We start from the raw sequence: 26,758 nt of genomic DNA on the forward strand, positions 1-26,758 counted from the left end.
GTAATTTGCTAATTGTGCCGTTTATTACAAATAAATAGCAAGCAATAATGTGCGCCTTAATAAATTATGTATTTTGCATAATAACTAACTTATGTATCTGGAGAGAATAATGCCACTAGCTTTGCTCGCGTTGGCGCTAAGCGCCTTTGCAATTGGAACCACCGAATTTGTTATTGTTGGCTTGTTACCAATAATGGCGGAAGATCTTAATATTACTATCCCGTCGGCAGGGTTGTTGGTCAGCCTATATGCGCTAGGAGTTGCAATTGGAGCTCCAGTATTAACCGCGTTAACAGGGCGATGGAATAGAAAAACCGTATTGTTGTCAGTTATGGCGCTGTTTGTACTAGGGAATTTAGTTGCTTGGCAAGCGCCGACCTTTGAAGCGTTAATAATCGCTAGGGTCTTAACTGGACTTGCACACGGTGTATTTTTCTCAATTGGCTCCACCATCGCAACAGGGCTCGTGCCAAAAGATAAAGGCGCAAGTGCAATTGCCATTATGTTTACTGGTTTAACTGTGGCCCTAGTCACAGGTGTCCCTTTAGGCACTTACATAGGTCAATATTGGGGGTGGGAAGCTACATTTTTGACCGTATCTGTACTGGGCCTTATCGCGTTAGTTGGAAGTGCTCTGTTAGTTCCTAAAGACTTGCCGCAATCGAAACCGGTTAGTGTTATGAAACAATTTAAAGTGTTGGCTCACCCAAGGTTATTATTGGTTTATGCCATTACTGCTATTGGTTATGGCGGAACGTTTGTTGCCTTTACTTACCTAGCACCAATTCTTAAATCAGTCTCGGGCTTTGGTGACAACGCAATAGGCGTTATTCTTTTGGTTTACGGTGTATCGGTTGCGATTGGTAATATTTGGGGCGGAAAACTGGCAGATAGGCTAGGGCCAATAAAGGCATTAACTATAATTTTTGCTGGTTTAGCAGCAGTATTAATCACCTTTAGTGTTACCGCTGTGCACCCGGTTGCTGCTGTTATCACTATTTTAATCTGGGGCGGCTTTGCGTTTGGCAACGTACCAGGACTACAAATTTATGTTGTAAATCTAGCAGAAAAGTACACGCCTGATTCAGTCGATGTGGCTTCAGGTTTGAACATTGCAGCATTTAACGTAGGCATTGCATTAGGCGCATTTGGCGGTGGTATCATAGTTGAAGAATACACAATGATGGACACACCTTGGGTTGGCGGACTAATTGTTATTGTCGCAATTGCGCTAACTCGTTTGAGTGGTTCTTTGGATAATAAGCAAAAACAGTTAAACATTAATAAATCTGCGTAGGCCTATGTGTTAAATGGTTTTTGAGCTGCGTTTATGAATAAAACCATTATTTAAATACAAAAAAAGGAGCTTTCAATTAAGCTCCTTTTTTCAACATTCAACATTCAACATTCAACATTCAACATTCAACATTCAAAGTGTCGTTTACGCGGCGTTGCTTTTCATTCTTTGGCTAGCTTTATACTCGCGGTATGAGCCGTGGAAGATGTCCATGCCTTGGTTTTTGATTTCAATAACGTGACTCGCCAATGAAGATACAAATTGTGTATCGTGGCTAACAAAAATAAGCGTACCGTCAAAGTCTTTAAGGGCGCTATTTAATGCTTCAATGGATTCCATATCTAAGTGGTTGGTTGGCTCATCCATAATTAATACGTTTAAGTCAGCCATCATTAGTTTTCCAAATAAAAGACGATTTTTTTCACCACCAGAACAAACCTTAACTTTCTTTTCAAAGTCATCAGCGGTGAATAGTAAACGACCCAACATAGCACGAACCTGTAGGTCATCATGCTTTTTAGTACGCCATTGGCTTAACCAATCAAATAAGCTTAAGTCACAGTCAAAGTCAGTAGTGCTGTCCTGAGGGCAATAACCAATAGTGGCATTTTCAGACCACTTTACGGTACCTTCATTCGATTTTAACTCTTCCATTAAACATCTTAGGAAGGTGGTTTTACCAGCACCGTTTTCACCAATAACCGCCAGTTTAGCGCCGGCTTCTAATATTAGGTTACCGTTTTGGAATAAAGGACCTTCGTCAAACCCATGGCCTAACTCTTCTAAAATAAGCACTTGGCGATGAAGCTTTTTGTCTTGTTTTAACATAATAGAAGGGGTGCGTCGGCTCGACGATTTAACTTCAGACAATTCAATTTTATCTAGTTTTTTAGCACGAGAGCTCGCTTGCTTAGCCTTTGATGCATTCGCCCCGAATCGAGCAACAAACGCTGTTAACTCTGCAATTTCAGCGCTCTTTTTATCATTTTCAGAAAGTAGCTGTTCGCGAATTAAGCTTGAAGCCGCAATAAAGTCTTCGTAATTGCCCGGGTAAATGCGCAATTCACCATAATCAATGTCGGCCATATGAGTACAAACAGAGTTTAAAAAGTGACGGTCATGCGAAATGATGATCATGGTACATTTACGTACGTTTAATACTTCAGCAAGCCAGTTGATTGAGTGAATGTCCAAGTTGTTGGTAGGTTCATCAAGCAATAAAATATCAGGATTTGAAAACAGCGCCTGTGCCAATAACACACGAACTTTCCAGCCAGGAGCAACCTGACTCATTAAACCAAAGTGAAACTCTTCAGCAATACCAGCTTCTAATAGGATCTCACCAGCGCGCGACTCTGCCGTGTAGCCATCCATTTCGGCAAATTCAGTTTCCAAGTCGGCTACTTTCATACCGTCTTCTTCTGACATTTCAGGCAATGAATAAATACGATCGCGTTCTTTTTTAACTTCCCAAAGCTTAGTATCGCCCATAATAACGGCGTCTACTACGCTGTACTCTTCAAATGCAAACTGGTCCTGACTAAGCACACCGAGTTTATTTCCAGGCGTAATAGAAACGTTGCCTGACGTTGGTGAAAGGGCACCACTAAGGATTTTCATGAAAGTAGACTTGCCGCAACCATTTGCGCCGATTAAGCCATATCGGTTGCCATGACCAAATTGTGCTGAAATGTTTTCGAATAGTGGCGTAGCGCCAAACTGCATGGTGATATTTGCGGTAGTAATCACTAGAAATGTCCTGATGTTATGGGCGTTCAGAACACAAAACTGGTCTGTTTGCCAGTTATGCTAACTAGAGGGCGCGCACTATACAGAGTAATCACTCTAAAGTCGATGTTTAAGGCTAAATAATGCTCAATTTGTAAGCGTATTGTTTTAAGTGTGATTTATTTTGTAAAAAGCGTAATGATTAGCAATTATAAATAAAAAATTGATAGTGTTTCTGTTATTAGCCTCATTGTTTTTGACTTTTCCATCCCTATTATTACGGTAAATTCTAAAGGAGAATGTGATGACACACCCAATTATTAGTGATTTAGAAAAAAGATATACGGCTAAACGATATAACAGTGATATGAAAGTATCGGCGGAAGATTTGGCTGTACTTTATGAGGCAATGCGCTTGTCACCATCGTCAATTAATTCACAGCCTTGGAAGTTTATCGTGATAGAAAGCGACGCTGCGAAACAGCGCTTACATGACTCTTACGAAAATATGTTCCAATTTAACCAACCGCACGCAAAAGCGGCGTCTCATACTATTCTTTTTGCCTATAATCCAAAATATACTCGCGATGATTACGCCGCAGTAGTTGATAAAGGTATTGAAGATGCAAGAACACCTAAAGAAGAGCGTGAGCAAGCATTTGGTGCGTTTGCATTTGTAGATTTAAATACAGACGAGAATGGTAATAATGCAGAATGGACAAAGGCCCAGCTTTATTTAGCGTTGGGTAATACAATGCATACGCTAGCACGCCTAGGAATAGATTCTACGCCAATGGAAGGGGTAGATAAGGATAAGTTGGGAGAGATATTTGCTGATGAGCTTGACGGTTACATTTGTGAAGTTGCGTTGGCATTTGGTTATCACCATAAAGACGAAGATTATAACGCTGCATTGCCTAAGTCTCGATTAAACATGGATAAAGTACTAACTGTGCTTTAAATAGCATTGATAACGAAATAGTACTGGTTATGTTAAAACAAACTTTTTAATCGTTATGTTAGTAAAGTGTGTGGTTCACTCAATGTTTGGCTTTTTTGTTGAGTCCAACCACATACTTTGTTTTTGCCTGTGTGCTTTGCTGTATAAAGGGCAATGTCGGCATAGTTGATTAGTTTTTCCGTTGTTAATGCAACTAAATTTAGGTTACCTATTTCAGGTGACTCTTGATTGCCTTCTGATCCTGCAACACCTACGCTGACAGTCAAGTTCGAGTGCATTTGCTTTATTTCCAGTTTCACATTTTGTAATGCTTTTCTAAGGCGTTCGGCCTGCAATAACGCTTGATGTTGTGTGGTTTCCGGCAAAAACAAAATAAACTCTTCACCACCCCATCTAGCAACAACATCGCCTTTGCGAGCGGTTTCTTTTAAACATTTAGCGATAGATACTAAAACCTCATCACCATAGGCGTGACCAAAGCTATCGTTGATGTTTTTGAAATCGTCTACATCAATGAGAACAATTGATGCATCTCGACTTTCTCGCACAATATTGGTCCAAATTGGCAATGTCACCTGATTAAACCCAAGGCGATTATTAACTTGCGTTAACGAGTCAGTGCGGGCAAAACGTTCTGCAATTATTTTATCAAGTTGAGCCATTCTAAATTGGCGAGCAAGAATGACGGCCAGTAATATTGCTTCAAGTGCCACGCCTACTTCAATTACTTTAAAGGTTACATCATTGTAGGGTACTAAAAATCCACCAACCGCAAGGGTGGAAATCGTGATACAAATAGCTGCTAGTACCGATGAAAAAAGAAAGATAACAGCAAATGGTTTATCTGTCTTTAAAGCTGAAAGACCCATAGCAACAAAAAGCACCACAAATCCGCTATTTAAGATAAAAGCTAAAATGACGGAAAAAGCCAATTGGTTAAAGATAAAACCAAGTAACATGCCCGCCGGGATTACTATTGTTGTTCGAGTTACAATTTTATCTAAAAGCGGAGCGTATTGTTTTGTATCTAAAAGCTGTCTAGCAAAGTGCAAACCAGCAACGCTGTAGGTAAGCATTAATGTGATATCCACCCAGTCTTGCCAATAAGGCCCAAAGTCAGGCGTGTAAACTGCGTGAATATGTCCAGTATAAGATAAACTATTTAGTACAAATCCAATGAGGTAAAGTGAGTACAAGCCGTAAATTTTTTGTTTAACAAAGAAGAACAAAACTAGGTTATATAAACCAAGGGCAGCCATAATTCCCCATAAAATTCCATATTGGTAACCCGTTGAGATATCCCGAGAAATTGCGGCCTGGCTTTCGCTGAATCGCACCGGCAATGCCATTGGACCAATAGATTCAACTCGAATTAAAATCTCTGTTATGCCTGGATTATAGTCATGTTCAAAACCATAAAAGCGATATTGCATAGGTCTTTCATCAAAGGGAACAGCGTCGCCACCGGGTATATGTCGTTGTAGTTGACCATCTTGTAGTAAATATGTGTCCACATAATCTAACCACGGTGTTTCTATCGAAAGACGATAATTAATGGAGTTGATTTGTGTATTGTTAACTTTAAACTTCAGCCAAACAGGGTCTACGCCTATTCCCAGCGCGATTGAGTCACTGCTGCCTGTTTTCACTTGTGTTGAAGAAAAGTGTTGTTGCGCTTGCTGGAAAGTTAAGCGGGTGTTTTGTTCCTGAAAATATTGAATAAGCTTACCAGGAGTACCACTTTGGTAAGCTGGAATTTTGATAATAGACGATGCCGCTTCCCCTGAAGCGAAGGCATTGGCGTAACTAGTTGTTAGCACTATAGATAGGAATAAAATGAGCAATTTAATACTCTGGGGAAAATACTTCATGTTTACCTTTATGACAACTTTCGCAACGTCCTGTTAAATCAGGTTACAAAATCAAGAATAATAAAAAGGCGGTAATTTAAACGATTTGCTCTGTTTACTCAACGCATTTATGAGGCCGAGCCTACTTCTTTAGCAATTGATAAATAGGCTTCTTCAAGCTTTTTCATCACATTTCTAGCGTCTTTAACATTACTATTGAGTATAAAAAACAAGTCAAGTTCATCAATAACAATATGATTAAATTTGTTTTTTTCTGAGGTGGTTGTTATATGGTCACTGGCTACCTTGTAGGTTAACGCATATTCACCTCTTCCTTTTTCTAATGCGGTGATAGCTCTTTGGTGATTTGATACATTAATTACTTTCTTTGACAATGATGAAAAGGTTTCTTTTAAACCGCCATAGGTGTAGCCAGTTAGTAAGATTAGATCTTTGTTTTTTAGTTCCGCTATTGATTTGATTGGAGAACTTGTATTTTTCCATTCAACTTGAAGTTGCAATGTAGCAACGGGCATAGCGCTAATAACAAATTGGTTTTTGTCTGTAACTAACTCTTTCACCGCGATAGAGAAGTTATTTCTGTCTTGGTTTAAATTGAAAATGGCTCGTAGATTAGGGAACTCATGAGCTTGATATTTTATGCCACTCACTATTGAGACTTTATTCATTAACGTTACTAGATCGCCAGTCGCCTGACCGTCTTCATTTAAATAAACCAGTGGGGGAAAATCCATAAAAGCCCAATGCAACACAAATGGTGCGCTTGGTTTGCGCATAGGTTCTAACAACTTGGTATTTTCAGCTGCTATTAAAGGATTGGCTAAAAAACTAGATAATAGCATTAACGGAAGAAACAAGAATAAACGAAGCATATGTAGTCCTTTAGTCTCATGCGTATGTTTTAGAAACGTTTTAACACATTTTAAAAATAGGTTTTTAGTGCATTTTATTACTAATTTGGCTATTTTAGAGCACTAAAATATTGTCGATATGACTTTAGTATAATCGCCAATTTAAAATTTAAACAGGGACGTTGATGTTAAAAGTAAACCTTCTAGAAAAACACTATCAAAACGTTACAGCCGTTAATGGCTTGTCATTTGATGTGAGCCCAGGTGAAATATTTGCGCTGTTAGGCCCCAATGGAGCAGGAAAGTCATCACTAGTAAAAATGTTAGTGGGGTTTACGCAACCTGACAGTGGTTCCATTTTGTTATCCGACAGCTCAGAAAGTTACACATCAATCCCTTCTCATTTATTAGGCTATTTACCCGAAGATAGAGGTTTATATCCAGAAAAAACCGTAAAACAAAATTTAGAGTTTTTTGCAACATTACAGGGCGTTAGTAAAAGCGACTTTGAAGAGCGTTGCGCTTATTGGTTAGATAAATTCAGTTTAACCAGCCGTGTAGATGAACAACTTAAAGCGTTATCAAAAGGTAACCAGCAAAAAGTTCAGCTTATTAGTGCGGTTTTGCATCAGCCAAAATGGGTTATTCTTGATGAGCCATTTTCAGGTTTAGACCCAATTAACCAAGAGCTAGTTGTACAGTTTTTAGCAGAGCTGAAACAACAAGGCATGACCGTAATTCTTAGTGCACACCAAATGGCAATGGTAGAGAAATTAGCTGACAGGGTTTTATTATTAAACCAAGGTTCAGCTGTTATCTACGGTGATTTGGAAGATATATTACTAGCAAAACAAGCTGCTGTGATTCATGTTCGCTACACGCCCGACCAACCTTTAGGACCGCTGGATAATTTAAACAGTCAATATACAGTAGAACTAATCAAAGCTAATCAGTTACTTATCACACTGCAAAAAGATCAGACCTTAAATGAGTTGTTGCCACTACTTAGTGAAATTGGCAACGTGGTTGAACTAAAGAACCAGTCGCAAACATTACATACAATTTATTTAAATGCTGTTGCGAGTCATAACTCTGAATCGAGTAATAGTGCAGATCTTGATGAAGGAAAATCGTAATGAAAAAAAATAACTCACTTAACCTTAACCTTGACCTTAGGCAAAGCTGGACAGTGGCAAAATGGGAGTTTTTGCACTTTTTTAAGCTTAAGCAAGAAGTTATCGGAAAGCTCATTATGTTGGCCGCCTGTTTAGTCATTTATTTTGTAGCCAATAAAAGTCAACAATTAGACGACGTATATAAAGTAGCAACGAGCCAACACTTTGAAGTGAACAAAGCTTTGCCTAATGCTGGCGCTTTTCAATTTATAAAGGTGGACAACCTGCAAGAGGTTTTAGATGCCTTATCAGAAGAGGGTAAGTTTGATGCAACGCTTGAATTGAATAAACCAAGCGATGAGTCAAAAGACTTCCAGAGTGTTGACGCTTCAATTACCACGACTGAAAAGTCGAATTGGCAAAATCAGCTGGTAGCACTTATTAATGCAGAATTACAGGCTGTAAAGTTTGACCAACTTAACTTAACCACCGAACAGCAAGTTGCTCTGAGTACGCCAATCAATATCGATCATAAAGTTCTTGATGACTTATTAAAAAATGAAGCAGACAAAACACAAACCATCACGGCGTATGGTGTTTTATTTTTATTGGTTGTTGCTGTGTTTGGCGTATTTGGTCAGCTTTTTGTAAGTATTACCGGAGAAAAGCAAAACAGAGTTACCGAGCAATTAATGGCAACAATGACGCCACAAACATGGATAGATGGGAAACTTTTGGGGCAAATTCTATTTGCTGTAAAAACAATGGTTGGCACGCTACTTTCAATTGTCATATCGTTTTTGTTTTTCTCTGTTGTGATTAAACAACAGTCTTTTGACCTGAATATTATTAATTGGTCACTTTTACCTTGGTTATTTGCGTTTGCAATCGCTGGACTTTCAATATGTGCGGCGTTTATGGCGGCGATAGCATCGGCAATAGACGATCCTAATCACAGTGGTAAAAGTGGCTTGATGATCTTGCCACTAGTTCCAGTCGCACTAACGTTCTTTTTAATAGACGCTCCAAATAGCGTTATTACTGTATTTTTAAGTTACCTGCCTATTACATCATTTGCGGTTATGCCGGTAAGAATGTCACTGGTAGAACTAGCGGTTTGGGAACCTATATTGTCGCTCATATTTAGCCTTGTATGTTTTTATTATTTTAGAATACTGGCGGCAAGAGTCTTCAAAATGGGCATGAATATGTATGGCAAAGAGCCGACATTAAAAGATATGTTAAAAGCAACCTACAAAGGTTAATTAGTTAAAAAAGGAAGTAACAATGGACATGACTAATCCAACAAAAAAAAGCACAAGCGGAAAGAACTTATTTAAATCACTTTCATTCAAGAAAGTTGTACCAGGGGTATTAGCCTTAATAGCAATATTAAACTCTTATTTTATTGTTATTGAAGGACACGTAGGGGTTGTAAAACGCTTTGGTGAAGCTAAACATCAAGAAAACCCAGGGCTACACTTTAAAATTCCATTTATTGAAACCGTTGAATTAATTGAAGTTAGAACGCGTAAAAACGCTGAAAAGATGGCTTCAAGTACTAAAGAGCAAATGCCAGTGACGATTGAAGTGTCAGTCAACTGGACGGTAAACAAAGAAGCGGCGCTTGATTTGTTTAAGCGCTATGGCGGTTTAACTCAGTTTGAGCAACGTATTTTAGATCCTCGCTTTCGTTCAGCGACAAAAGATACCATTCCACAATTTGAAGCAGAGCAATTAATCCAAGACCGAGCTACGGCCATTCAAGGTATTGAGCGTCGTTTAACGGCTGAAATGGAAGGTTTTCCAGTTATTGTTGATAACATTCAAATTGAAAACATTGTATTGCCAACTAAGTACATTAATTCGATTGAAATTAAACAAACAGAAAAGAACTTAGTCGCAGCGGAAGAGCATAAACTTGAACGCCAACGCTTAGAAGCCTTACGAGCAGTTAACACGGCAGATGCCCGCGCAAAAGGCATATTAAAAGTAGCAGAAGCGGAAGCTCAATCGATTTTACTTAAAGGTAAAGCCGAAGCACAAGCCATTGAAGCGAAAGCAAAAGCACTTAAAAACAACCCATTAATTGTTAAGTTGACCGAAGCCCAAGCATGGGACGGAAAATTACCTTCAACGATGATGGGCGAGGGCGCGATGCCAATTATGGATTTAAGAAACAAAGACGGACAATAATGCCTTTTCTATTAAAAAGGCGATTAAAACAAGGGGCTGCATTAGCGGCCCTTGTTTTTATTTTTATAAACTCCAACATGTTGCTGGCTTTTAACCAAGATGTAAAATTTGATAAAGGCCTATCAACCCTATCTCCAACCTTATTGTCACAGATTTCATTTGCGCCTGAGGCTATTCGCACACACCCAGAAAGCAGCGCAAAAGTGCTTCTTAGGTACGAATTATTCGGTTATGGCAAGGACATACCCAAAGCGGTTCAGGCTGCTATTATTGATAATGAAAAAGTGATTTGGCAAGGTTCTGGTCTTTATACAGATATTGTTTTCTCTAACAATGGAAGCGCCATATTGGTTGCTGAAATATCATCAACTCAACGCACTTTTTATACTTACAAACGAGGCGATAATAAGGTATCTGAAAAACAGGTTTTGTTCCCACAACCTATCGACATGACATTCCACTACCATGGCCATACTCAGTTTTTAATTAGTAATGATGCTCAGTATTTATTGTCTTTTAGAGCAAAAGTAGATGATGGATTGCGTGATATAAAATTATGCACCTTAGGTGACTCTCCGTCGATGCATTTAGATGAAACGTTATGTTGGTCTTACGACGATGCGTTATCAAAATCTTTACATGGTTATGCGGTTAGCAATCTATGGCTAGGCGATAACAATGAGCTCTATACCGTTTCCTATAAAAACCAATATCAAAAAGCGATTTTGGACGGAAAAACGACATATCAGACTAACTCCTTGGGCGTATTATCTAAAATCAAAAATGGCAGCGTAACTTGGCAGTCAAAACTTTCACCAGAAGTTAATTGGGAGTCAGTTGGATTTGAAGGTTTTAGTGATTTAATCATTTTAAAAACGAGCGACTCTATAAGCATTTACAGTAAGCTTAATGGCGAGCAATTATGGTCTGCGGGTGTCAACGACTTTACGCGACCATTGGCTCCGTTATACAAGGTATTTATTGAGGGTGGGGTATTGATTATGCCAAGTAAAAATGGCGTCGATCGTTCTATAAAACTCGCATTAGGTACAGTGCGTTCCAGCCTACAAAAATAGCAATAGAATAGCTAAGTAGCGTACCTAACATCATGTATTCAGTTAGCTTCATGTCATTGTTTTTTGTTAAATCACCAAAACGAAATATGGTTTTAGCCGCCACTAAAAAAGCGATCCCAGCAAACTGACCCATAAAAATAAATGAAATGGTTAAACACCGTTCTAGATAACCTATCCATGCGCCTGCCGCTTGTAAGCCTTTATCGCCAGCTTCTTCAGCCAAATGCTGAGTATGTTTGCGTAATGCCAGACTAATGAGCACAGAAGCCGGCTTACAAACCAATAGATAAGCTGTGACGAAAATGGCATTGCTAAGTGTAATTAGGTTACTAAATGAAGTGCTTATTTGCGCAAAAGTGATGTCAGAAACAATAAAAGCAATGCCTAAAATAACTATGATGTGAACAAGCTGATCGATTAGGAATGACATTAATGTTGGTGCTTGGTGTGACTTCCAAAGGTCGGCTAAAAAGTGTGTAACGGCAATAGAGAGACTCACTAATAATATGGTGAATACAGGCAAGTCGCTGAGCAAGGCTGCAAATATACTTAAAACAAAGTGTGTCGCAATGTGCTTATACAAGCCCTTTGAACGCGCATGATTGGTATTACGGCAATCAACCCATTGTTTTGGTTGTAAATAAAAGTCGCCAATGAAGTGTGCGACGACCAATAATATGATTAATTCCATTTTAAATCCGTTTAACTAGGCCAATAATTGGTTTATGTAATTTACATAGTCTCTCACTAAATGTGCGCCCATGCTACTCAACCGGTTACTGATATTTTGACGACTTGTTCCTGTTAGCTCGGCAAGGACCTTGTGTTCTGGAAATTCATTTTTAATATATGTTAATAATAATTCTGATTGAGACTTGGTTAAGCTGTTTAGTGTGTGTGTTAAAAAGTTATTTAATAGTAATAAGCTATTAGGAAGGGGCGCTGTAGGGTTGCTGCCATTCTGAAATACGCTGGTATCTGATGAGAGGTTTACTATTAAATCACCGCGAGTAGCCCTGTCTAAACGTTTTCCAGACTCTACGTAAACTGGACCAGAAGAGGTACTTGGTGAGTCATTAAGAAGGTCATAGTTTCCATATGCTAACGAAAGAGTGCAGGGCAGACTAAGTTTAAAAATTAATGCGCTTTGCAATGCATATTCAGGTTTGGAGTATTGTAGTTGAAACTCATCACCTCTGTATATGTCGCCACTAGCTTCACTTTTTTGTTTTTCAGCTAAAATCAGCTGCTTTAACGTTTCAATAGTTTGAGAGTACTGTTTGCTAGACATTTTACTAGAATGAATAACATCACCGGTTAACACTGCAATCATATTTTAATCACCTCTGGAGCAATCATATATGCTTGAAAATAAAAAGGCAATTAAATATAGTTGCCTTGATGTAAGCAACTTAATTTGGTTGCATTTGGGTGTCATTTTCTAATTTTCTTCGTCATCAAATATCTCTTCAATTGGCAATTTAAACAGTCGAGAAAACTTAAATGCCAAAGGTAAACTCGGATCAAACTTGCCTTTTTCAATGGCATTAATGGTTTGCCTCGATACTTCTAATGCGGTTGCCAAATCCGCTTGAGTCATTTTCAATGCTGTACGTAGCTCTTTTAACTTATTGTTCATCTGACCAACCTACGACCGACAATAATACCCACCATATACGCAACACTGAGTATAACGAGCATAATGCTAGGACTCAGCTCAGGCACTTGGAAGGACTTTTCTAAAATTGAATAACTCGAAAATGACACAATGACAACGCCAACAGAAAAGGCCAATGCATCTAGTTGTATTTTTCGCTCAAGTTCATCAGCTTGTTTGATGAAGTTTCTAAACACAAAGATAAGCTTTATGCCAATGGCAAGATGGATTGCAAATGCAGCGAGAATAATGGCGATGGAGTCGTACCAACTTAGGTCAGCAGCGTATGAAATTCCAGCCAAACTTAGCGCCCAAGCTAATGCCCAGGCGTTAGTAATATTGGCATTCTTAATATCTTTTGGAACGAGTCCTTTGTCTATACATGCTTGTTCAAATTTATTCATGATATATATCCTTTAGGTTTATTAAAATGTAAAGTTTACTTAACTTTTAGTAAAGTTATACGACACACATTGTTGTGTCAAGTAAACTTGTCTTTTAAATTAAAGATACAATCGTTTTTTGTTTTACTAATGCACGTTGTTTAGGTTTTAGAAGGCTTTAAAAGCCTTCTAGTACTATCTTCCCGATAGATTTCCCTGACTCCAAATCAGCATGGGCTTGTCTAAGGTTTTCCGCATTAATAATGCCTAAGTTTTTTCCTAGCGTGGTTTTTATCATGCCTTGATCAATAAGACTGGCTACTTTGTTTAGTAACTTATGCTGAACGTTCATGTCTTGTGTTTTAAACATTGAGCGAGTGAACATAAACTCCCAGTGCAATGAAATAGATTTAAGCTTTAGTTTACTAACATCTAAGCTTTCAGGATCGTCTATCAAGGCAAGCTTACCCATAGGTGCTAGAATCTCAACGTAACTGTCTAGGTACGAATCAGTATGCGTTAAACTAGCAACGTGCGTTACGGCCTCAATACCTAACGCTTTTATTTGTTCAGGCATAGGTTTGCTGTGGTCAATTACATGGTCTGCGCCAAGAGATTTGACCCAAGACGCTGAGCTTTCTCTAGATGCTGTGCCAATTACCGTTGCGCCCGTTAACTTTTTAGCAAGCTGAACTAAAATTGAACCAACACCACCAGACGCCCCAACTATCAATAAAACCTCATCAGAGCCTTTAGTACTTTGAGATTGCTTTATCTCAAGTCTTTCAAATAGTAATTCCCAAGCGGTAATAGTTGTTAATGGTAATGCCGCAGCTTCAGCATTTGATATGGTAGAAGGCTTTTTACCCACAATACGTTCATCAACAAGTTGATATTCGGCATTACTACCAGAACGAGTTAAGTCGCCTGCGTAATAAACAGCATCACCAACTTTAAAGTTTTCTGTTTGCTCACCTACAGACACAACTTCACCAACTGCATCCCAACCAATAACTTTGGTTTCACCATTTTCAGGCGCCATACCTTGGCGTATTTTAAAATCGACAGGATTAACCGCAATGGCCTTTATTTTTACCAAAAGATCATGACCTGTTGCTTCAGGGATTGGTAACTCAATATCAATTAAAGAGTTAATGTTAGTTACCGGTAACGATTCTTTATAACCAATTGCTTTCATGCCAAATTCCAATTTAAGTTAGTGCTGTATTAAGTGAGTTAAGCATAGCGGTAAGTGAAGATAATAAAAATGCATATAACGTTGAATCATTATTTAGAAAATATTGATAATCAAGGGTAAGAAAGGTGATTGATAACAAATGGAAGATAGTTTGATAGCGTTGTTTGTTAGTTTGTTAGTTTGTTTATTTATGGAAGTAGAAGTAGAAGTGAAAATGGAAATGAACAAAAGGCGAGGATAACCCCGCCTTTTAAGTACTTATAAATTGATACTAACTAAGTGATTACTTAGCTTTCTTTTCCCATGCAAATTGTTGGAAAGGAGCATCAACCGGTGTGTTCGCAATATGGTTTGTGTAGTTACTAATTACTTTTTGTGAAACACCTAAAATAATTTCTAGCACTTGGCGCTCGCCATAACCAGCATCATAAAACGCTTTTAGTGATTCTTCAGAAACACGGCCACGCTCTCTAACGATTTCTAGTGTCATGTCTAATAAAGCTTGAAGTTTAGCAGACGGCAGCGGTTGTTCATTTCGTAAAGCGTCAATTAATTCTTGGCTTACTTTCATAGAGTGAGCAATACCAGTATGAGCCGGCACACAGTATGTACAGCCGTGCTCTACGTTAATACCTTGCCAAACAACCGTTAGTTCTTCAGCGTCAAATGAGGTATTTACAAATAATTCATGCATTTGTTGATAAGCATCAAGCGCGCTTGGCGCACTTGCTAAAACGCCATGTAAATTAGGTAACATGCCATAAGCGTCAATTGACTTTTGTAACAGAGGCTTGCTTTCTGAAGGGGCTGACTCTAAAGATTGTATAGTTAACTTTGTCATGTATGTGTCCTTGAATTTATTTGTACCGGTTGGTATGTAATTAATTGTACCGATCGGTATTTTTATGTCAAGACTTAATATTAAAATCGATTTATAAACGAAATAAAAACAACTAAAGCGAATTTCTACGATTCTACGTGGAGCTAGTTATGAACTGGCATTAATAGTTTTAGTCTATGAGGAAATGAGTGACGTAAGTTTAATTTGCGAAGGGAAAGAAAATATCATTTCCCAACTTTTTAAGCGGACCAATAAACAGGAAAAATACTAATGACGAGTGGCTAAACCAGCAATAACATTGTCCACTACTGGCAGCATTTGCTCTTGAGCAATACCAGACCTAGCCATTGATGCAGAACCTTTTAAAACGGTATAAAGAGTAAGTGCAATCTCATTAGAACGTGTGTCTAAGCCAAGTTGTTTAGCTTCCGAGTCAGAATTTAACAAGTCGGCAATAACCACCTTAGGTAAATCGTCTAACTCTTGTAAAAGTTCGCTAGCGGCTTCTGGTACTTCGCCCCCAGCTAATTCCGATTGACACAAAACTAGGTAGCAGCCTTTTGGGCTTTCTTCGTTAAATTGCATAGAAACAATCGACAACATGTAGTTTTTGATACGCGTAAGCAATGGCACATTAGCTTGATATAAATGTTGAAGGTGTGGTTTCATTTGTGATTCTACATAATGGCTCGTAGACTTTATAAATAAAGCCTCTTTATTGCCAAATGTACTGTACATGCTTGGTTTGTTTATTCCCATACTGTCAGTCAATGCAGAAAGAGAAGCGCCAACATAACCTTTGCTCCAAAAAACATGCATTGCTGCTTCAAGTGCTTGAGACTCATTAAATGCTTTTTTTCTACCGCTGGCCATTATCTTCTCACAAATAGATTAATTAAGCGCTTATTGTACCTATCAGTACGTAATCTTCAAGTGCTTTAAATCGGTAATAAGTTATGCCGAATGGTTGATATAGATCGCTATTCCAACAACCTAAAATATGTATAATACGAAAATTACAAAATAGAATGAAATTTAGAACCAAGGAAAAATTATGTCGAACTGTTTACATTTAGCCATACCAGCAGGTGACTTATCTGTTGCTAAGAAGTTTTATTGTGACGTTTTAGGCTGTAAAACGGGCAACTTTGAGGAAGGTCGCTGGGTAGATATCGACTTTTGGGGAAATGAATTAACCTTGCATGAAAGCAAAGAAAGATTGCCAACGGTTCGTCACGATGTAGATATGGGCGCCGTTGCTGTTCCTCATTTTGGTATTCATTTGAAAGAAGATGAATTTCAAGCACTAAAGGGACGGATAGAAGGTGCAGGCTTAGAGTATTTAGACAAACCATATCGTCGTTTTGTAGGCAATGAGTTTGAACAAGAAACGTTTTTTATTGAAGATCCAAACGGCAATGTGCTTGAAATGAAAACGATGGTTAACCCAGAAGTTTTATTTAAAGTAGAAAAATAAGCGAGTAGTTCTAAAGCACTCAATACTAGCTATAAATTAATAAGCATATAAGCGGGTTAACTTCCCGCTTTTTTATGCCTTCTAATCTTGCATTGCGATTTAAATCAGTTGGTTAGCTAACCTTATGTTGCTCGGCTGCAAATAAACCTGACACGTCTTCATTCATCTCAGCTTCAACATTACTTTGACTCACTAGCCCTTCAGATTGACCAACAACAAGAGCCGTTACAGCATCGCCCGTAATGTTGGTTGCAGTGCGCATCATGTCAATAATTCGGTCTATGGCAGCTACAAAAGCAATGCCTTCTAGTGGTAAGCCAACGGCATTAAGTGTCACGGTAAGCATAACAAGCGCTGCGCCAGGCACACCAGCACTACCAATGCTACTAATAACCGCAGTAAATGAAATCATCGCATAGTCGGTATAATCTAATGAAATGCCATAAATGTGCGCAATAAAAATAGCTGCAATGGCTGGGTATATCCCGCCACATCCATCCATGTTTGCACTTGAACCAATATTAGCAACAAACGAAGCGTAACCTTTTTCTACTTTCAAGTTCTCTGAAATTACTTTGGTTGTTACTGGCAATGTTGCATAACTGCTACAAGTTGAATACGCGGTAACCTGTGCTTCAAAAATATGCTTATAAAAAGTAACCGGGTTCATTTTTCCAAATGCTGCTACTAATGAAGAGTAAGTCACCGCCATATGAATAAGGCAGCCAACATACACCGCTAAAATGAATTGACCAAGAGGTAATAAAGTATCCAAACCAAATTGACTAACGGTAGCGGCCATAATTGCGAATACACCAATAGGGGTCACCGCTAAAATCATTTTCATTAACGAAGCCATTACCTGATTGCCAGATACAATAAATTGTTTAAATGGATTTGCTTCCTTGCCGGTTTTTAAGACGGCTAAACCAAGTAAAACTGAAAATACGACAACAGGGATAACCTTGCCATTAGCCATCGAGTCAATAATGTTTGATGGAATAAAACCAGTGAGTACTTCGGCAATACTAGGTATCACTTTTTCTTTTGTTTCAGTTGGTACTAAGTTTATTCCAGCGCTCCAGTCAATCATGCTACCTATTGTTAAGCCAATTAGACTAGCGATAAAAGCAGTTGCTAAAAACACACCTAAGGTTTTTAGTCCCAGTCTTTTTAACTTTGTAGGATCACTAAAGTTAAAGATAGATGAAACAATAGAAAAGAAGAGCAGGGGAATAACCACCATTTTGATGGCGTTAATATAGGCTGTGCCGATTGGCTTGATAGCAAGTGCTGCATTTTCAAAAAGCAGACCAAATGCGATAGAAGCTACAAAAGCAAAAAAGATTTGTTTAGACAGAGTCAAAGAAAAAAATCGAGCAAGCATTTTACGCCCCTACTAATACTTGAAGTAATAATTGAAGGGGCGATGTTACTCGTATTAAACGTTATAGATAACTAGTTTTATATATCAAAAACAGCTATGAAATAACGAATTTTACTGATGAGTAATACTTGAAAGTTTTATTGTATGCTCAGTAAACACTTCGCCTTTCACGTTTTTTAGACCAAATGCGATTTCAGGATCAGACTTTGACCAATCAAAGTTCATGAATCCATAATTTACATTGTGAGTAAACTCTCCAACACGATGTTTATTAGGGCTTACGTCTTTCCACTTTTCACTTAGACCTGAACTGGTTATTTCCCACAACGGGTATCCAACATGTTCTACTTGTTTTGATACTTCGCCCCAATGGGTATCACCTGAAATCATTAATACGCCATCGACTTTTTGTTTAGTAATAAAACTGAGTAGTCTTGAGCGATCTGATGGAAAGTTGGCCCACGATTCCCAGCCGGTAAACTCCGGGATCAGTTGCAAACTTGATGCAATGATGCGTATTTTAGCGGGTTTTAGTAACTCAGCTTCAAGCCACTTCCATTGTTCTTCACCAAGCATTGAGGCGTTTTTGTCGGGAGACGGTTTGTAAGGTCCCATATTTTTACCACGACGACTGGTTAGATAATTCAATTTTCCTACATCGTGCAACGTGTCTCGGTTCCACCTCAAGTCAGGCATAATGACTCTAACAATATTGTCACCTGTGCCATATGTGTAAGAGGTATAAATGCCAGCATTGGTATAGCGAGGAGAGTTTTTATCTTCGCCCCAAAAGTCCAGCATTAGCTTTCTTGACGCTTCTTTTTGAGGGTAGTCTTTACCCGCATCGTTTTCGCCAAAATCATGATCATCCCAAATGGCGATGAGCTCAGAGGTAGCTTTTAACTTCTTAAAGCCAGGGTGGCGACCAAGGGTTTCGTATTTCTCTTTGAGTACAGACATATCTTCAGTATCGCCGTAGATATTGTCACCAAGGAAAACAAATACTTCAGGATCATCTTTTACAATGGCGTCAAAAATGGGCATAGGTTTACTTTGTTTTGCACAAGAACCAAAATAAATACTATTAATAGCCTTTGGCTTTTCTGCAAGTGACGTCTCTACTGCAAATGCTGGAGCACTTAATGTGAATATGTTTAGTGCAAACAAAGAGATGTACATTATTGTTTTGTTTAACATTATTTTACTCATCTATTGTTGAATACTTGTAATCTAAAATAAAAAACGGGCTTAGATATACTAAACCCGTTAAATCAAAGCTATATAAAAAAGCCTATTCTAGAAGTCCACTTGGAACGTCATTGTTGCAGTGCGTGGCGCGCCTATGTAGAAAGTGGTGCCAGAGCCAGTACCTGATGATAAATATTGTTTATCAAATACATTGCCAACAACTAGCGCAACGTTAAACGACTGGAATGGTCCGTCAGCTAAATCAACGTGATAAGCCATGTTGATATCAGTCACTACGTAGCTATCTGCTACTCCGCGTTCGCCCGTATATTTTGTCGATGCGCCAAAGGTTAAGTTACCAGTAAAATAGTTAGCTGAAAGCACAAACATGTCTTCAACAGCATCTCTTACGTTGTCACCTTTTGTAATGCCTTCTGATTCTACTGTGTCAGTATATTCCGACTGATTGTTAGTAAATGAAGAGTACAACTCCCAACTATCAGAAATTTTATACTTGGCACTGACCTCAATGCCTTGAGACTCTATGCCACCTACGTTGATATAACTGCCGTTAGTACCTATGCCGTAATCGATGCCTGAGTTTCCACTATTAGGCGCTAAAAACGTGATTCGGTTATCAAACTCGATGCTATAAACAGTGGCTGAGATATCTAACTTTTCACCAAAATAACGAACACCAAAATCAATATTGTCAGCCGTTTCTGGGTCAATACTTGTTAATGTAGAAGCATCTCGCTCTAATACGTTGTCACTAATTGCTGAGAAGTTTTCACTATAGCTTGCAAAAAGCTCAGTGCTGTCATTAAGTTGATATAAACCACCAAGGCTAAACAAAACATCAGAGTCACTGTTTACTTTTGCATTTGCTGCTGTATCAAAGTGAGCGGTTTTTTCTATATCTACTAGATATTGTTGAACGCCAACATTAATGGTTAAGTCGTTAAAGTTTATAGAATCTTGAAGATACCATTTGAACGTATCTGTATCGAAGGTGTTTTTATATTGCACCCAATAAGGAGTTTGATCAAAGTGGTGATAAACAGAAGCATTGATGACTTCATGCCAATCTCTACTTTCATCGCGTTTGGCTGTTTCAAGCCAAATACCCGCTGATATGTCATGGTTGTCAAAAGTGGCCATATAATTAGAAGTAAAGCCAAAACGTTCTTTTTCATAATGGGTATGACGATAAGACATAACTGGTAAAGCATCGGCAGGGTAACATGCTGGATTTAAACCAGGGCCTGATGCCCAAGGCCACGAGAGGCTTGCTGTACAGTCTGCATTTGGTGTTAAAGGTGTGCCATTTGCGTCGGTAAATCCATAGCTATACGCACTTGAACCACCTTCAGTTGTTGGGTTGCCATTGGCATCAACAGGCGCTTGAAGATAAGGTGGGATCCAGTCACCGCGACCTTTGTTTTTATGAAAGTAAGGAGTGACATCAAAGCTAGACGTGTTTGAAATTGTGTAATCAAATTTTAAATAAGCTAACGTATTCTCACGAAGAGTAGACCAACCTTCGGCAAACATTTGGTCGTAATGAGGAACACCAGTCCAATTCCATGTTAACTGATCCCAGTCAGGGCTTTGCTTAAACTGTTCTATGCTGACGCTGTTGTAGTTATCTTCTTCAACATCATCGTAGGAAATACGACCGGTAAGGTTGATATCGCCAATTTCAGAAATAAACTTCATTTCAATATGTTGGTTAGCCATGCCGCCATTATTACCGTCTCCAACCCAACGGTTTGTTGAGGTGTCTGAGTAACTGATGTAAGCAAAGGTATTATCAAAAATTTCACCTGTTTCGTGTCTTGCAAAATAGCGACGAGCATTGTGATCACCATTGGTATAAGCAATAGTTGTTTTCTCTTCTAGCTCCGGCATTTTACTTATAAAATTAAAAGTACCGCCAAGTGCATCTAAAGAGGCTGAAGCTAAGTTTGCAGTGCCTTGTGAAACTTCTACCGTTAACGTATTTTCACTGTCTAGGTATCGGTTCGCTTTTGCGCCACCGCCATAATTTGAACCACCGTTTGGAATACCATCAACGGTCATTCCCAGTTGTTGCTGGCTGCCGTCAATGGCAAAACCACGCATATTAATAGTTGTTGACCAGTCATCACCACCAAAGGCGTCACCTTCATTAATGCTAATTCCTGGTAATGTATCCATAAGCCCAATGACGCTAGTTAAAGGAGCTTGTTGTTCCATCATGCTTGCGTCAACCGTATTATTGGCGTAACTGATTTTTTGACCTACAACAGCAACTTCTTCCATCTCTTTCGAGTCTTTTTTGTCTTTATCAGTATCGTTGGCAGCCGCTTGTGTTGAAAGGGCTAATAAAATTGCGCTAGCGAGTAACTTCTTCTGAGTTATTGCATTAAGTGAGACCATTTTAATTTCCATTATTTTATAAAGTTAAGTTTAGGTTTGGTTAAAATTTAATTTCAAATTAATTAATGGAAGGAGAGTCTATGTCCTTAATGTGACAGTTTTTTTTAAATAATTACGTGTCATAAAAACTTAATTTTGAAGAGTTGGAATAATAAAATTGTAAGACTTAGGAAGCATTGTCACGCTACTTTCATAAAGAGGCATAGCGTGACAAATTAACGATGATTTTTAGGTGACGTTTCGTTTAAATCTGGCGGTAGTTATAAGTCAGCTTTAAGTTAGTTATAAGTTAGCTTTAAGCGAGTCGCCATGACTTGAACGTTAATGTTCAGTCAAGGGACCAATAACTTCCCAATTAATAAAAGCGAGATCAGCACTCAGTAACAGATTGTTTATTAACTCATGTTTGTTAATGGGGCTGTGTTGTTTTAAAAGAGCAACAAAGTCCACGGCCAAAGCCGGTTTATTAGGATAACTGTGATCTTTCCAAAGCTGCTTAAGCGCATTGATAATAACTTCATCGCCTAACTCAGCTCTAAGAACCGCAAACGCGAGCGTAGCTCTAGAGTATGAATGGTGACTTTCAGTGGCATCTATTAAACTTTTTGGTGTATTGATATTGCTTCGCTCTGCTTGCATAAAGCGTTCGTATTCATACTCAACTAACCCTTGCATTTCAGCCTTGCCGCGATGCTTTTCAATTAAGACTAACTCCATATATTTAGCCATAGACTCAATTAAAAAAGCACTGTCAGAATGATGACTGTTATCTAAAGAGCTATTGCCAATGGAATGTCCAAACCATTGGTGGGCTGTTTCGTGAACCGCGCGTCGGTAACGCTGGTCAAAAGGAGCATCTTGTTTTGGTTGAGCACGAAAGCCCACTCGATCTGCGATAAACATAATATGCGGCAGTGCATAACCAGTAGCGCCTAATTCCGGAATTGAAATTAAGGACAAAGTGCTGCCGTTGTAAGATGCGATATTCGCCTCAAACCACGAAAGCGTGTCGTTGATCGCCTTTACGTTCACGTTGGTGCTTTGTTTCCTATGTTCGCCAGGTGTCACGTTTTCATCGTTTGGCGCGACTAAATTAATAGCGATGCCACTGTCTGATTGGAACGTTTGCAAATGGTTTTCAGGAAAAGAAAGCCAAGCCGATATTGATCTAATTGGCGTTTGAGTTTTGTAAACAAAGGTTGGGCGAACTGTATTAACGTTATCAGAGTTCAAAGTCGTATGGCCCTTTTCGGAATGTTCAGTCAATTCGCCTTGTGCAAGTGCATATTGACCTTGCTCAGTGCTTATAATGGTTTCCATTGAAGCCCATTCATACGCTAGCTCTTGTTGATACTTAGCGTCATTAAGTAATGATGGCAAAATAGGCTTAAGTGCAGGTAACTTGTGCGCTTTTCTAAGCTCAGGGTCTGAGAGCTCAAAATACGTTTGGTAACCCACTACTGGCAGTACCGGTATTGACCTTAAATAAGTAAGTTCAGGTGTTATAAACTGATTAAAACCAATGGGCCAGAGTTTAGGCTGTTGGTATTCCAACTCAAAAGAGATCATAAAACTATGTTTAGGTGCTAATGGTTCTAACAGTGACAGAGTGGTTTGTCCCAGCTTTTTGCTAATTTCAAATTCAACTTTCTGCGGCTGCAGTTGTTGTTGTTGTTGTTGTTGTTGTTGTTGTTGTTGTTGTTGTTGTTGTTGTTGTTGTTGTTGTTGTTGTTGTTGTTGTTGTTGTTGTTGTTGTTGTTGTTGTTGTTGTTGTTGTTGTTGTTGTTGTTGTTGTTGTTGTTGTTGTTGTTGTTGTTGTTGTTGTTGTTGTTGTTGTTGTTGTTGTTGTTGTTGTTGTTGTTGTTGTTGTTGTTGTTGTTGTTGTTGTTGTTGTTGTTGTTGTTGTTGTTGTTGTTGTTGTTGTTGTTGTTGTTGTTGTTGTTGTTGTTGTTGTTGTTGTTGTTGTTGTTGTTGTTGTTGTTGTTGTTGTTGTTGTTGTTGTTGTTGTTGTTGTTGTTGTTGTTGTTGTTGTTGTTGTTGTTGTTGTTGTTGTTGTTGTTGTTGTTGTTGTTGTTGTTGTTGTTGTTGTTGTTGTTGTTGTTGTTGTTGTTGTTGTTGTTGTTGTTGTTGTTGTTGTTGTTGTTGTTGTGAGTTTGCCGCTGTTTCTTGGCCAGACAAAACATGAATTGAGTTAGCGCTTGGGTAGTGAGAAACAAGGACTTGCTCGATAGGGCTGTCTGTTTTGTTAGTCAGTGTATAGGTTACATTAAATGACGCTTTATTTTTTGATGGATAAAGGTCTATCAAGGATTTAACGTGAGTAATAACTGGCTGAGGTTGAGTCTTAAAATACCCGAATGTTTGCTCATATTTGGCTTTCCACGCTTCTCGTTTGTGAGAATTAGTTAAAGGCTTTTCCGATACCAAATCATTATGTAAATTTACTCCTTGAGCTAGGCTCAATACAGCAAAACAAATTAACAGCAATAGCGGTGTAAATTTTGGCTTACCTTGTTTGGTCTTGCCTTGTTTGGCATCGAACCTAGTTGAATTTGCTGAGTGCGGTGAATTTGCAACGTTTGTTAAGTTTACAATGTTTTTGAACTTAAACTGAGACAAGCTTGTTCCTCTGTGGGAAACATATGAAGCTGCCACTAGTGCCGCGCCAGTGAATAAAAACCAAAGCAACATATACGGTGCATAAAGACTAATACTATTGGCAAATCCCCAATAGTTACTTGGTGCTTGTAAAGGTGAATCGGCAATATTCCATAATGTATGAGTGAGGCCAAAAGCCGTTGTAATAGGCGTGAATTTTATGATGATTGTAAAAAACAATAAGCCTGCTGCGACCGCTTTAGATTTAACAAAATGATGTATGCAGACAAATAAACCACCAATTAAAATGACGGGTAAAGTTTTTAAGGATATTAAAACCATGTAGTGACTTAATAGTATGTTGCTACCGTGAATTATCTCCGCCAGTAAGCTACTCAGTCCCGCAATAAAACCAATTAAAATAGCCAGAATCGCAATAACGCTAGAGTGCGCCGCAATAATTTTGTTATTTGATACAGGCGCAGAAGCAACGATTTCCGCAAACCTCAAAGTATGTTCGCGCCAACAAAGTTGCCAGCTCCAAAATGCAATGATAATCGTGCTAAATGCCGGAAATATATCAAAGGCAATCCGATTTAACGCATCTATCGAATTTGGCATCAATATCGATTGAGGCTCAGCATATTCCAACCCAGATAGAGTTTCGTTAAAGCAAAGTGCTAACCAAAGAAATAAAATCACGATGGATGTGGGCGATAAAAGTAGTGTTTTTAACGATGTAGATATCATTGATAAAAATGGTGATGCTACCTTTGATACCTTAAAGCTAACTAGCTCAGTACCAGAATCCTGAATCGTTAATTTTACTTTTACGTCATTAGAGCGGGGTTTAAATGCTGACTCGCGCAGGGTTTGATAAAGAATGAAAGCGCTAATTATCAAGACCGACATTCTATTTATATAGTAGTAGAAAGCAGTATTGTACGTGGACTCTAAATTAGTATTTAAACCATCAAATACCGCAGTTATGCCATAGGGATCTGCCCATAACATGATGCTATAAAAAGTTTCACTCAGTACACTGCTACCCGCTAGGATAGGAGAACCTAGCAAGCTGCTTAATACAATGTAGGTTAACCAAAAGATGATAAAGGTAAGCGTAACAATAAGTCCGGCGTTTAGCTTATTTGCCTTTTGAATAACTAAATTACATAACCAAAGGCTAATGCTCAGCAGTAATATTGAAGATACAATCACAGTACATATTAATTGCGTTATTAGGATATTACTGACGGTCAATAGTGACATTTTACTCAATAACGGCAGAGAGATAATAACAAAGACCGCAGCATAAGTGACTAACAGTAACAACAAAGCTGCAAACCAACGGAACAGCCAACGTTGAGCATTTTTAACGGGCGTAACAAACACGAGCTCAGACATACCTGAATTGTGATCACGCAAAAATAAGCTTTGGCAAACAACGAGGATGGCAATGGGCAGCGTTAACATGACAAAACCATTGAGTTTAATGGTCAACTGACTTGTTAAATTAAGGTTATCAACGGAGACACCAATAGAAAACAGGTAAGCAAAACCCACTAGAAAAAATAGGCCTATTAATACTATAGGTTGTCTAAATAAGTATTTATATTCATTAATTAGCATGTGAACCTACCTTTAAAGCAAGTTCAAAAAAGTAACGATCTTGTAATGTAACCCTTGTTAAAGAAGCGTCTGCGGTTGGTTGCTTTTCACTGTAAATACGGTAATGAGGCTTGCCATAGGTAAAACTTTTACTAAGAATATGAGCTGAACCATTTTCGCCATTGGGTGTTTGTGTGTCGAGTGAAGTAGACGATTCCCACACACATCCATCTAACGGCGCTAGTAACTCTGGAATTTCTCCATTTACTAAAATTTCACCATTAAACTGCAAGGCAACGTGATTACAAAGGTTTTCAACGTCCTCAACAATATGTGTTGAAAGTAAAATAAGCTTATCTTTGCTTATGTTAACCAAAACGTTGTTAAGCCTTTCTCGCTCCATTGGATCCAATCCAGCCGTTGGTTCGTCCATAATAATTAACTTAGGATCACCTAACAGCGCTTGTGCGATTCCAAAACGTTGTTTCATTCCGCCAGAAAAGTTGGCCACAGGTTTTTTTGCGGATTTAGCTAGGTTTGTTAACTCGAGCAATTCGGGTATCTGCTGCTGACGCTGAGTCGGTGTTAACCCTTTTAGAATAGCCATGTGCTCTAAAAGTGCTATACATGACATGTTTGGATACACGCCAAATTCCTGCGGCAAATAACCCAGTGTTTTACGCAGTTCGTCAGGATTGTTTAAAACATCAATATCATTAAAAGTGATTGTTCCATTGTCGGCGCTTTGAAGGCCTGCAATGGTTCTCATTAACGTAGATTTACCAGCGCCGTTAGGCCCGAGTAAGCCCACCATGCCAGTGGGAAAATCAATAGTAATGTTTTTTAACGCTTGAGTGCCATCGCGATAAGTTTTATTTACATTAGATAAAGTTAGCATACAAATC

General features: G+C 38.6%; 22 protein-coding genes. 7 read left to right on the forward strand and 15 right to left on the reverse strand.

Annotated elements, in window-relative coordinates:
• Positions 1-109: 109 nt before the first annotated feature.
• The gene (locus ABD009_RS07720; protein WP_343824223.1) at positions 110-1,297 is read left to right on the forward strand and encodes an MFS transporter; all 1,188 of its coding nucleotides are present in this window, start codon (positions 110-112) and stop codon (positions 1,295-1,297) included.
• Positions 1,298-1,441: 144 nt separating this feature from the next.
• Here the strand turns inward: ABD009_RS07720 and ABD009_RS07725 are convergent, their stop codons facing one another.
• Positions 1,442-3,046, reverse strand: coding sequence for an ABC-F family ATPase (locus ABD009_RS07725; protein WP_330997658.1), 1,605 nt, complete (start codon positions 3,044-3,046; stop codon positions 1,442-1,444).
• Between the two features lie 283 nt (positions 3,047-3,329).
• Here ABD009_RS07725 and ABD009_RS07730 point away from each other — a divergent pair, with 283 nt between their 5' ends.
• On the forward strand, positions 3,330-3,986 hold the full coding sequence (locus tag ABD009_RS07730) for an NAD(P)H-dependent oxidoreductase (RefSeq protein WP_155693786.1): 657 nt from the start codon (positions 3,330-3,332) through the stop codon (positions 3,984-3,986).
• Positions 3,987-4,039: 53 nt separating this feature from the next.
• Here ABD009_RS07730 and ABD009_RS07735 read toward each other — a convergent pair whose 3' ends face one another.
• Both ABD009_RS07735 and ABD009_RS07740 read right to left on the reverse strand, forming a co-directional pair.
• The gene (locus ABD009_RS07735; RefSeq protein WP_343824227.1) at positions 4,040-5,857 is read right to left on the reverse strand and encodes a sensor domain-containing diguanylate cyclase; all 1,818 of its coding nucleotides are present in this window, start codon (positions 5,855-5,857) and stop codon (positions 4,040-4,042) included.
• A 107-nt stretch (positions 5,858-5,964) separates the two neighbouring features.
• Positions 5,965-6,729, reverse strand: a complete 765-nt coding sequence (locus tag ABD009_RS07740; protein ID WP_343824229.1) for a transporter substrate-binding domain-containing protein — start codon at positions 6,727-6,729, stop codon at positions 5,965-5,967.
• A gap of 164 nt (positions 6,730-6,893) precedes the next feature.
• Between ABD009_RS07740 and ABD009_RS07745 the strand changes: the two genes are divergently transcribed.
• Genes ABD009_RS07745 through ABD009_RS07760 form a run of 4 tightly spaced genes read left to right on the forward strand, consistent with a single transcriptional unit; the run spans position 6,894 to position 11,095 of the window.
• Entirely contained in the window at positions 6,894-7,844 is a 951-nt protein-coding gene (locus ABD009_RS07745) for an ABC transporter ATP-binding protein (RefSeq protein ID WP_343824231.1), read from the forward strand.
• Positions 7,844-9,088, forward strand: coding sequence for an ABC transporter permease (locus ABD009_RS07750; RefSeq protein WP_343824233.1), 1,245 nt, complete (start codon positions 7,844-7,846; stop codon positions 9,086-9,088). Before ABD009_RS07745 ends, ABD009_RS07750 begins: the two co-directional genes overlap by 1 nt.
• 22 nt (positions 9,089-9,110) lie before the next feature.
• Positions 9,111-10,019 (forward strand): prohibitin family protein, encoded by a 909-nt coding sequence (locus ABD009_RS07755; RefSeq protein ID WP_343824235.1) that lies wholly within the window; start codon positions 9,111-9,113, stop codon positions 10,017-10,019.
• The gene (locus ABD009_RS07760; protein ID WP_343824237.1) at positions 10,019-11,095 is read left to right on the forward strand and encodes a hypothetical protein; all 1,077 of its coding nucleotides are present in this window, start codon (positions 10,019-10,021) and stop codon (positions 11,093-11,095) included. The genes ABD009_RS07755 and ABD009_RS07760 overlap by 1 nt, the downstream gene beginning before the upstream one ends.
• On the opposite strand, the gene ABD009_RS07765 is transcribed toward ABD009_RS07760, so the two are convergent.
• The 7 genes from ABD009_RS07765 to ABD009_RS07795 form a co-directional block, all read right to left on the reverse strand.
• A complete protein-coding gene (locus ABD009_RS07765) occupies positions 11,049-11,786 on the reverse strand; it encodes a DUF3307 domain-containing protein (protein WP_343824239.1) in 738 nt (245 codons plus the stop codon). The genes ABD009_RS07760 and ABD009_RS07765 overlap by 47 nt on opposite strands.
• 15 nt (positions 11,787-11,801) lie before the next feature.
• A complete protein-coding gene (locus ABD009_RS07770; RefSeq protein WP_155693770.1) occupies positions 11,802-12,428 on the reverse strand; it encodes a hypothetical protein in 627 nt (208 codons plus the stop codon).
• Positions 12,429-12,536: 108 nt separating this feature from the next.
• Positions 12,537-12,734, reverse strand: a complete 198-nt coding sequence (locus tag ABD009_RS07775; protein WP_343824242.1) for a helix-turn-helix transcriptional regulator — start codon at positions 12,732-12,734, stop codon at positions 12,537-12,539.
• A complete protein-coding gene (locus ABD009_RS07780; protein ID WP_343824243.1) occupies positions 12,731-13,156 on the reverse strand; it encodes a hypothetical protein in 426 nt (141 codons plus the stop codon). The genes ABD009_RS07775 and ABD009_RS07780 overlap by 4 nt, the downstream gene beginning before the upstream one ends.
• A gap of 157 nt (positions 13,157-13,313) precedes the next feature.
• Positions 13,314-14,333 (reverse strand): zinc-binding alcohol dehydrogenase family protein, encoded by a 1,020-nt coding sequence (locus tag ABD009_RS07785; protein WP_343824244.1) that lies wholly within the window; start codon positions 14,331-14,333, stop codon positions 13,314-13,316.
• Between the two features lie 283 nt (positions 14,334-14,616).
• Entirely contained in the window at positions 14,617-15,174 is a 558-nt protein-coding gene (locus ABD009_RS07790; RefSeq protein WP_155693763.1) for a carboxymuconolactone decarboxylase family protein, read from the reverse strand.
• 267 nt (positions 15,175-15,441) lie between these two features.
• Positions 15,442-16,047, reverse strand: a complete 606-nt coding sequence (locus ABD009_RS07795) for a TetR/AcrR family transcriptional regulator (protein WP_155693761.1) — start codon at positions 16,045-16,047, stop codon at positions 15,442-15,444.
• 181 nt (positions 16,048-16,228) lie between these two features.
• On the opposite strand from ABD009_RS07795, the gene ABD009_RS07800 reads away from it, so the two are divergent.
• Positions 16,229-16,651 carry a VOC family protein gene (locus ABD009_RS07800; protein WP_343824248.1) on the forward strand — a complete coding sequence of 141 codons (423 nt, stop codon included), beginning with the start codon at positions 16,229-16,231 and terminating at the stop codon, positions 16,649-16,651.
• A 112-nt stretch (positions 16,652-16,763) separates the two neighbouring features.
• Here the strand turns inward: ABD009_RS07800 and ABD009_RS07805 are convergent, their stop codons facing one another.
• From ABD009_RS07805 to ABD009_RS07825, 5 genes are all read right to left on the reverse strand, one after another.
• Positions 16,764-18,038, reverse strand: a complete 1,275-nt coding sequence (locus ABD009_RS07805; protein WP_343824250.1) for a dicarboxylate/amino acid:cation symporter — start codon at positions 18,036-18,038, stop codon at positions 16,764-16,766.
• Between the two features lie 111 nt (positions 18,039-18,149).
• The gene (locus tag ABD009_RS07810) at positions 18,150-19,235 is read right to left on the reverse strand and encodes an alkaline phosphatase D family protein (protein ID WP_343824252.1); all 1,086 of its coding nucleotides are present in this window, start codon (positions 19,233-19,235) and stop codon (positions 18,150-18,152) included.
• 99 nt (positions 19,236-19,334) lie between these two features.
• The gene (locus ABD009_RS07815; RefSeq protein WP_343824254.1) at positions 19,335-21,647 is read right to left on the reverse strand and encodes a TonB-dependent receptor domain-containing protein; all 2,313 of its coding nucleotides are present in this window, start codon (positions 21,645-21,647) and stop codon (positions 19,335-19,337) included.
• Positions 21,648-21,968: 321 nt separating this feature from the next.
• The gene (locus ABD009_RS07820) at positions 21,969-25,874 is read right to left on the reverse strand and encodes a gluzincin family metallopeptidase (protein WP_343824256.1); all 3,906 of its coding nucleotides are present in this window, start codon (positions 25,872-25,874) and stop codon (positions 21,969-21,971) included.
• On the reverse strand, positions 25,864-26,751 hold the full coding sequence (locus ABD009_RS07825; RefSeq protein WP_343824258.1) for an ABC transporter ATP-binding protein: 888 nt from the start codon (positions 26,749-26,751) through the stop codon (positions 25,864-25,866). The genes ABD009_RS07820 and ABD009_RS07825 overlap by 11 nt, the downstream gene beginning before the upstream one ends.
• Positions 26,752-26,758 lie beyond the last annotated feature (7 nt).

Source organism: Psychrosphaera haliotis, assembly GCF_039523615.1.
GTDB classification, from domain to species: domain Bacteria; phylum Pseudomonadota; class Gammaproteobacteria; order Enterobacterales; family Alteromonadaceae; genus Psychrosphaera; species Psychrosphaera haliotis.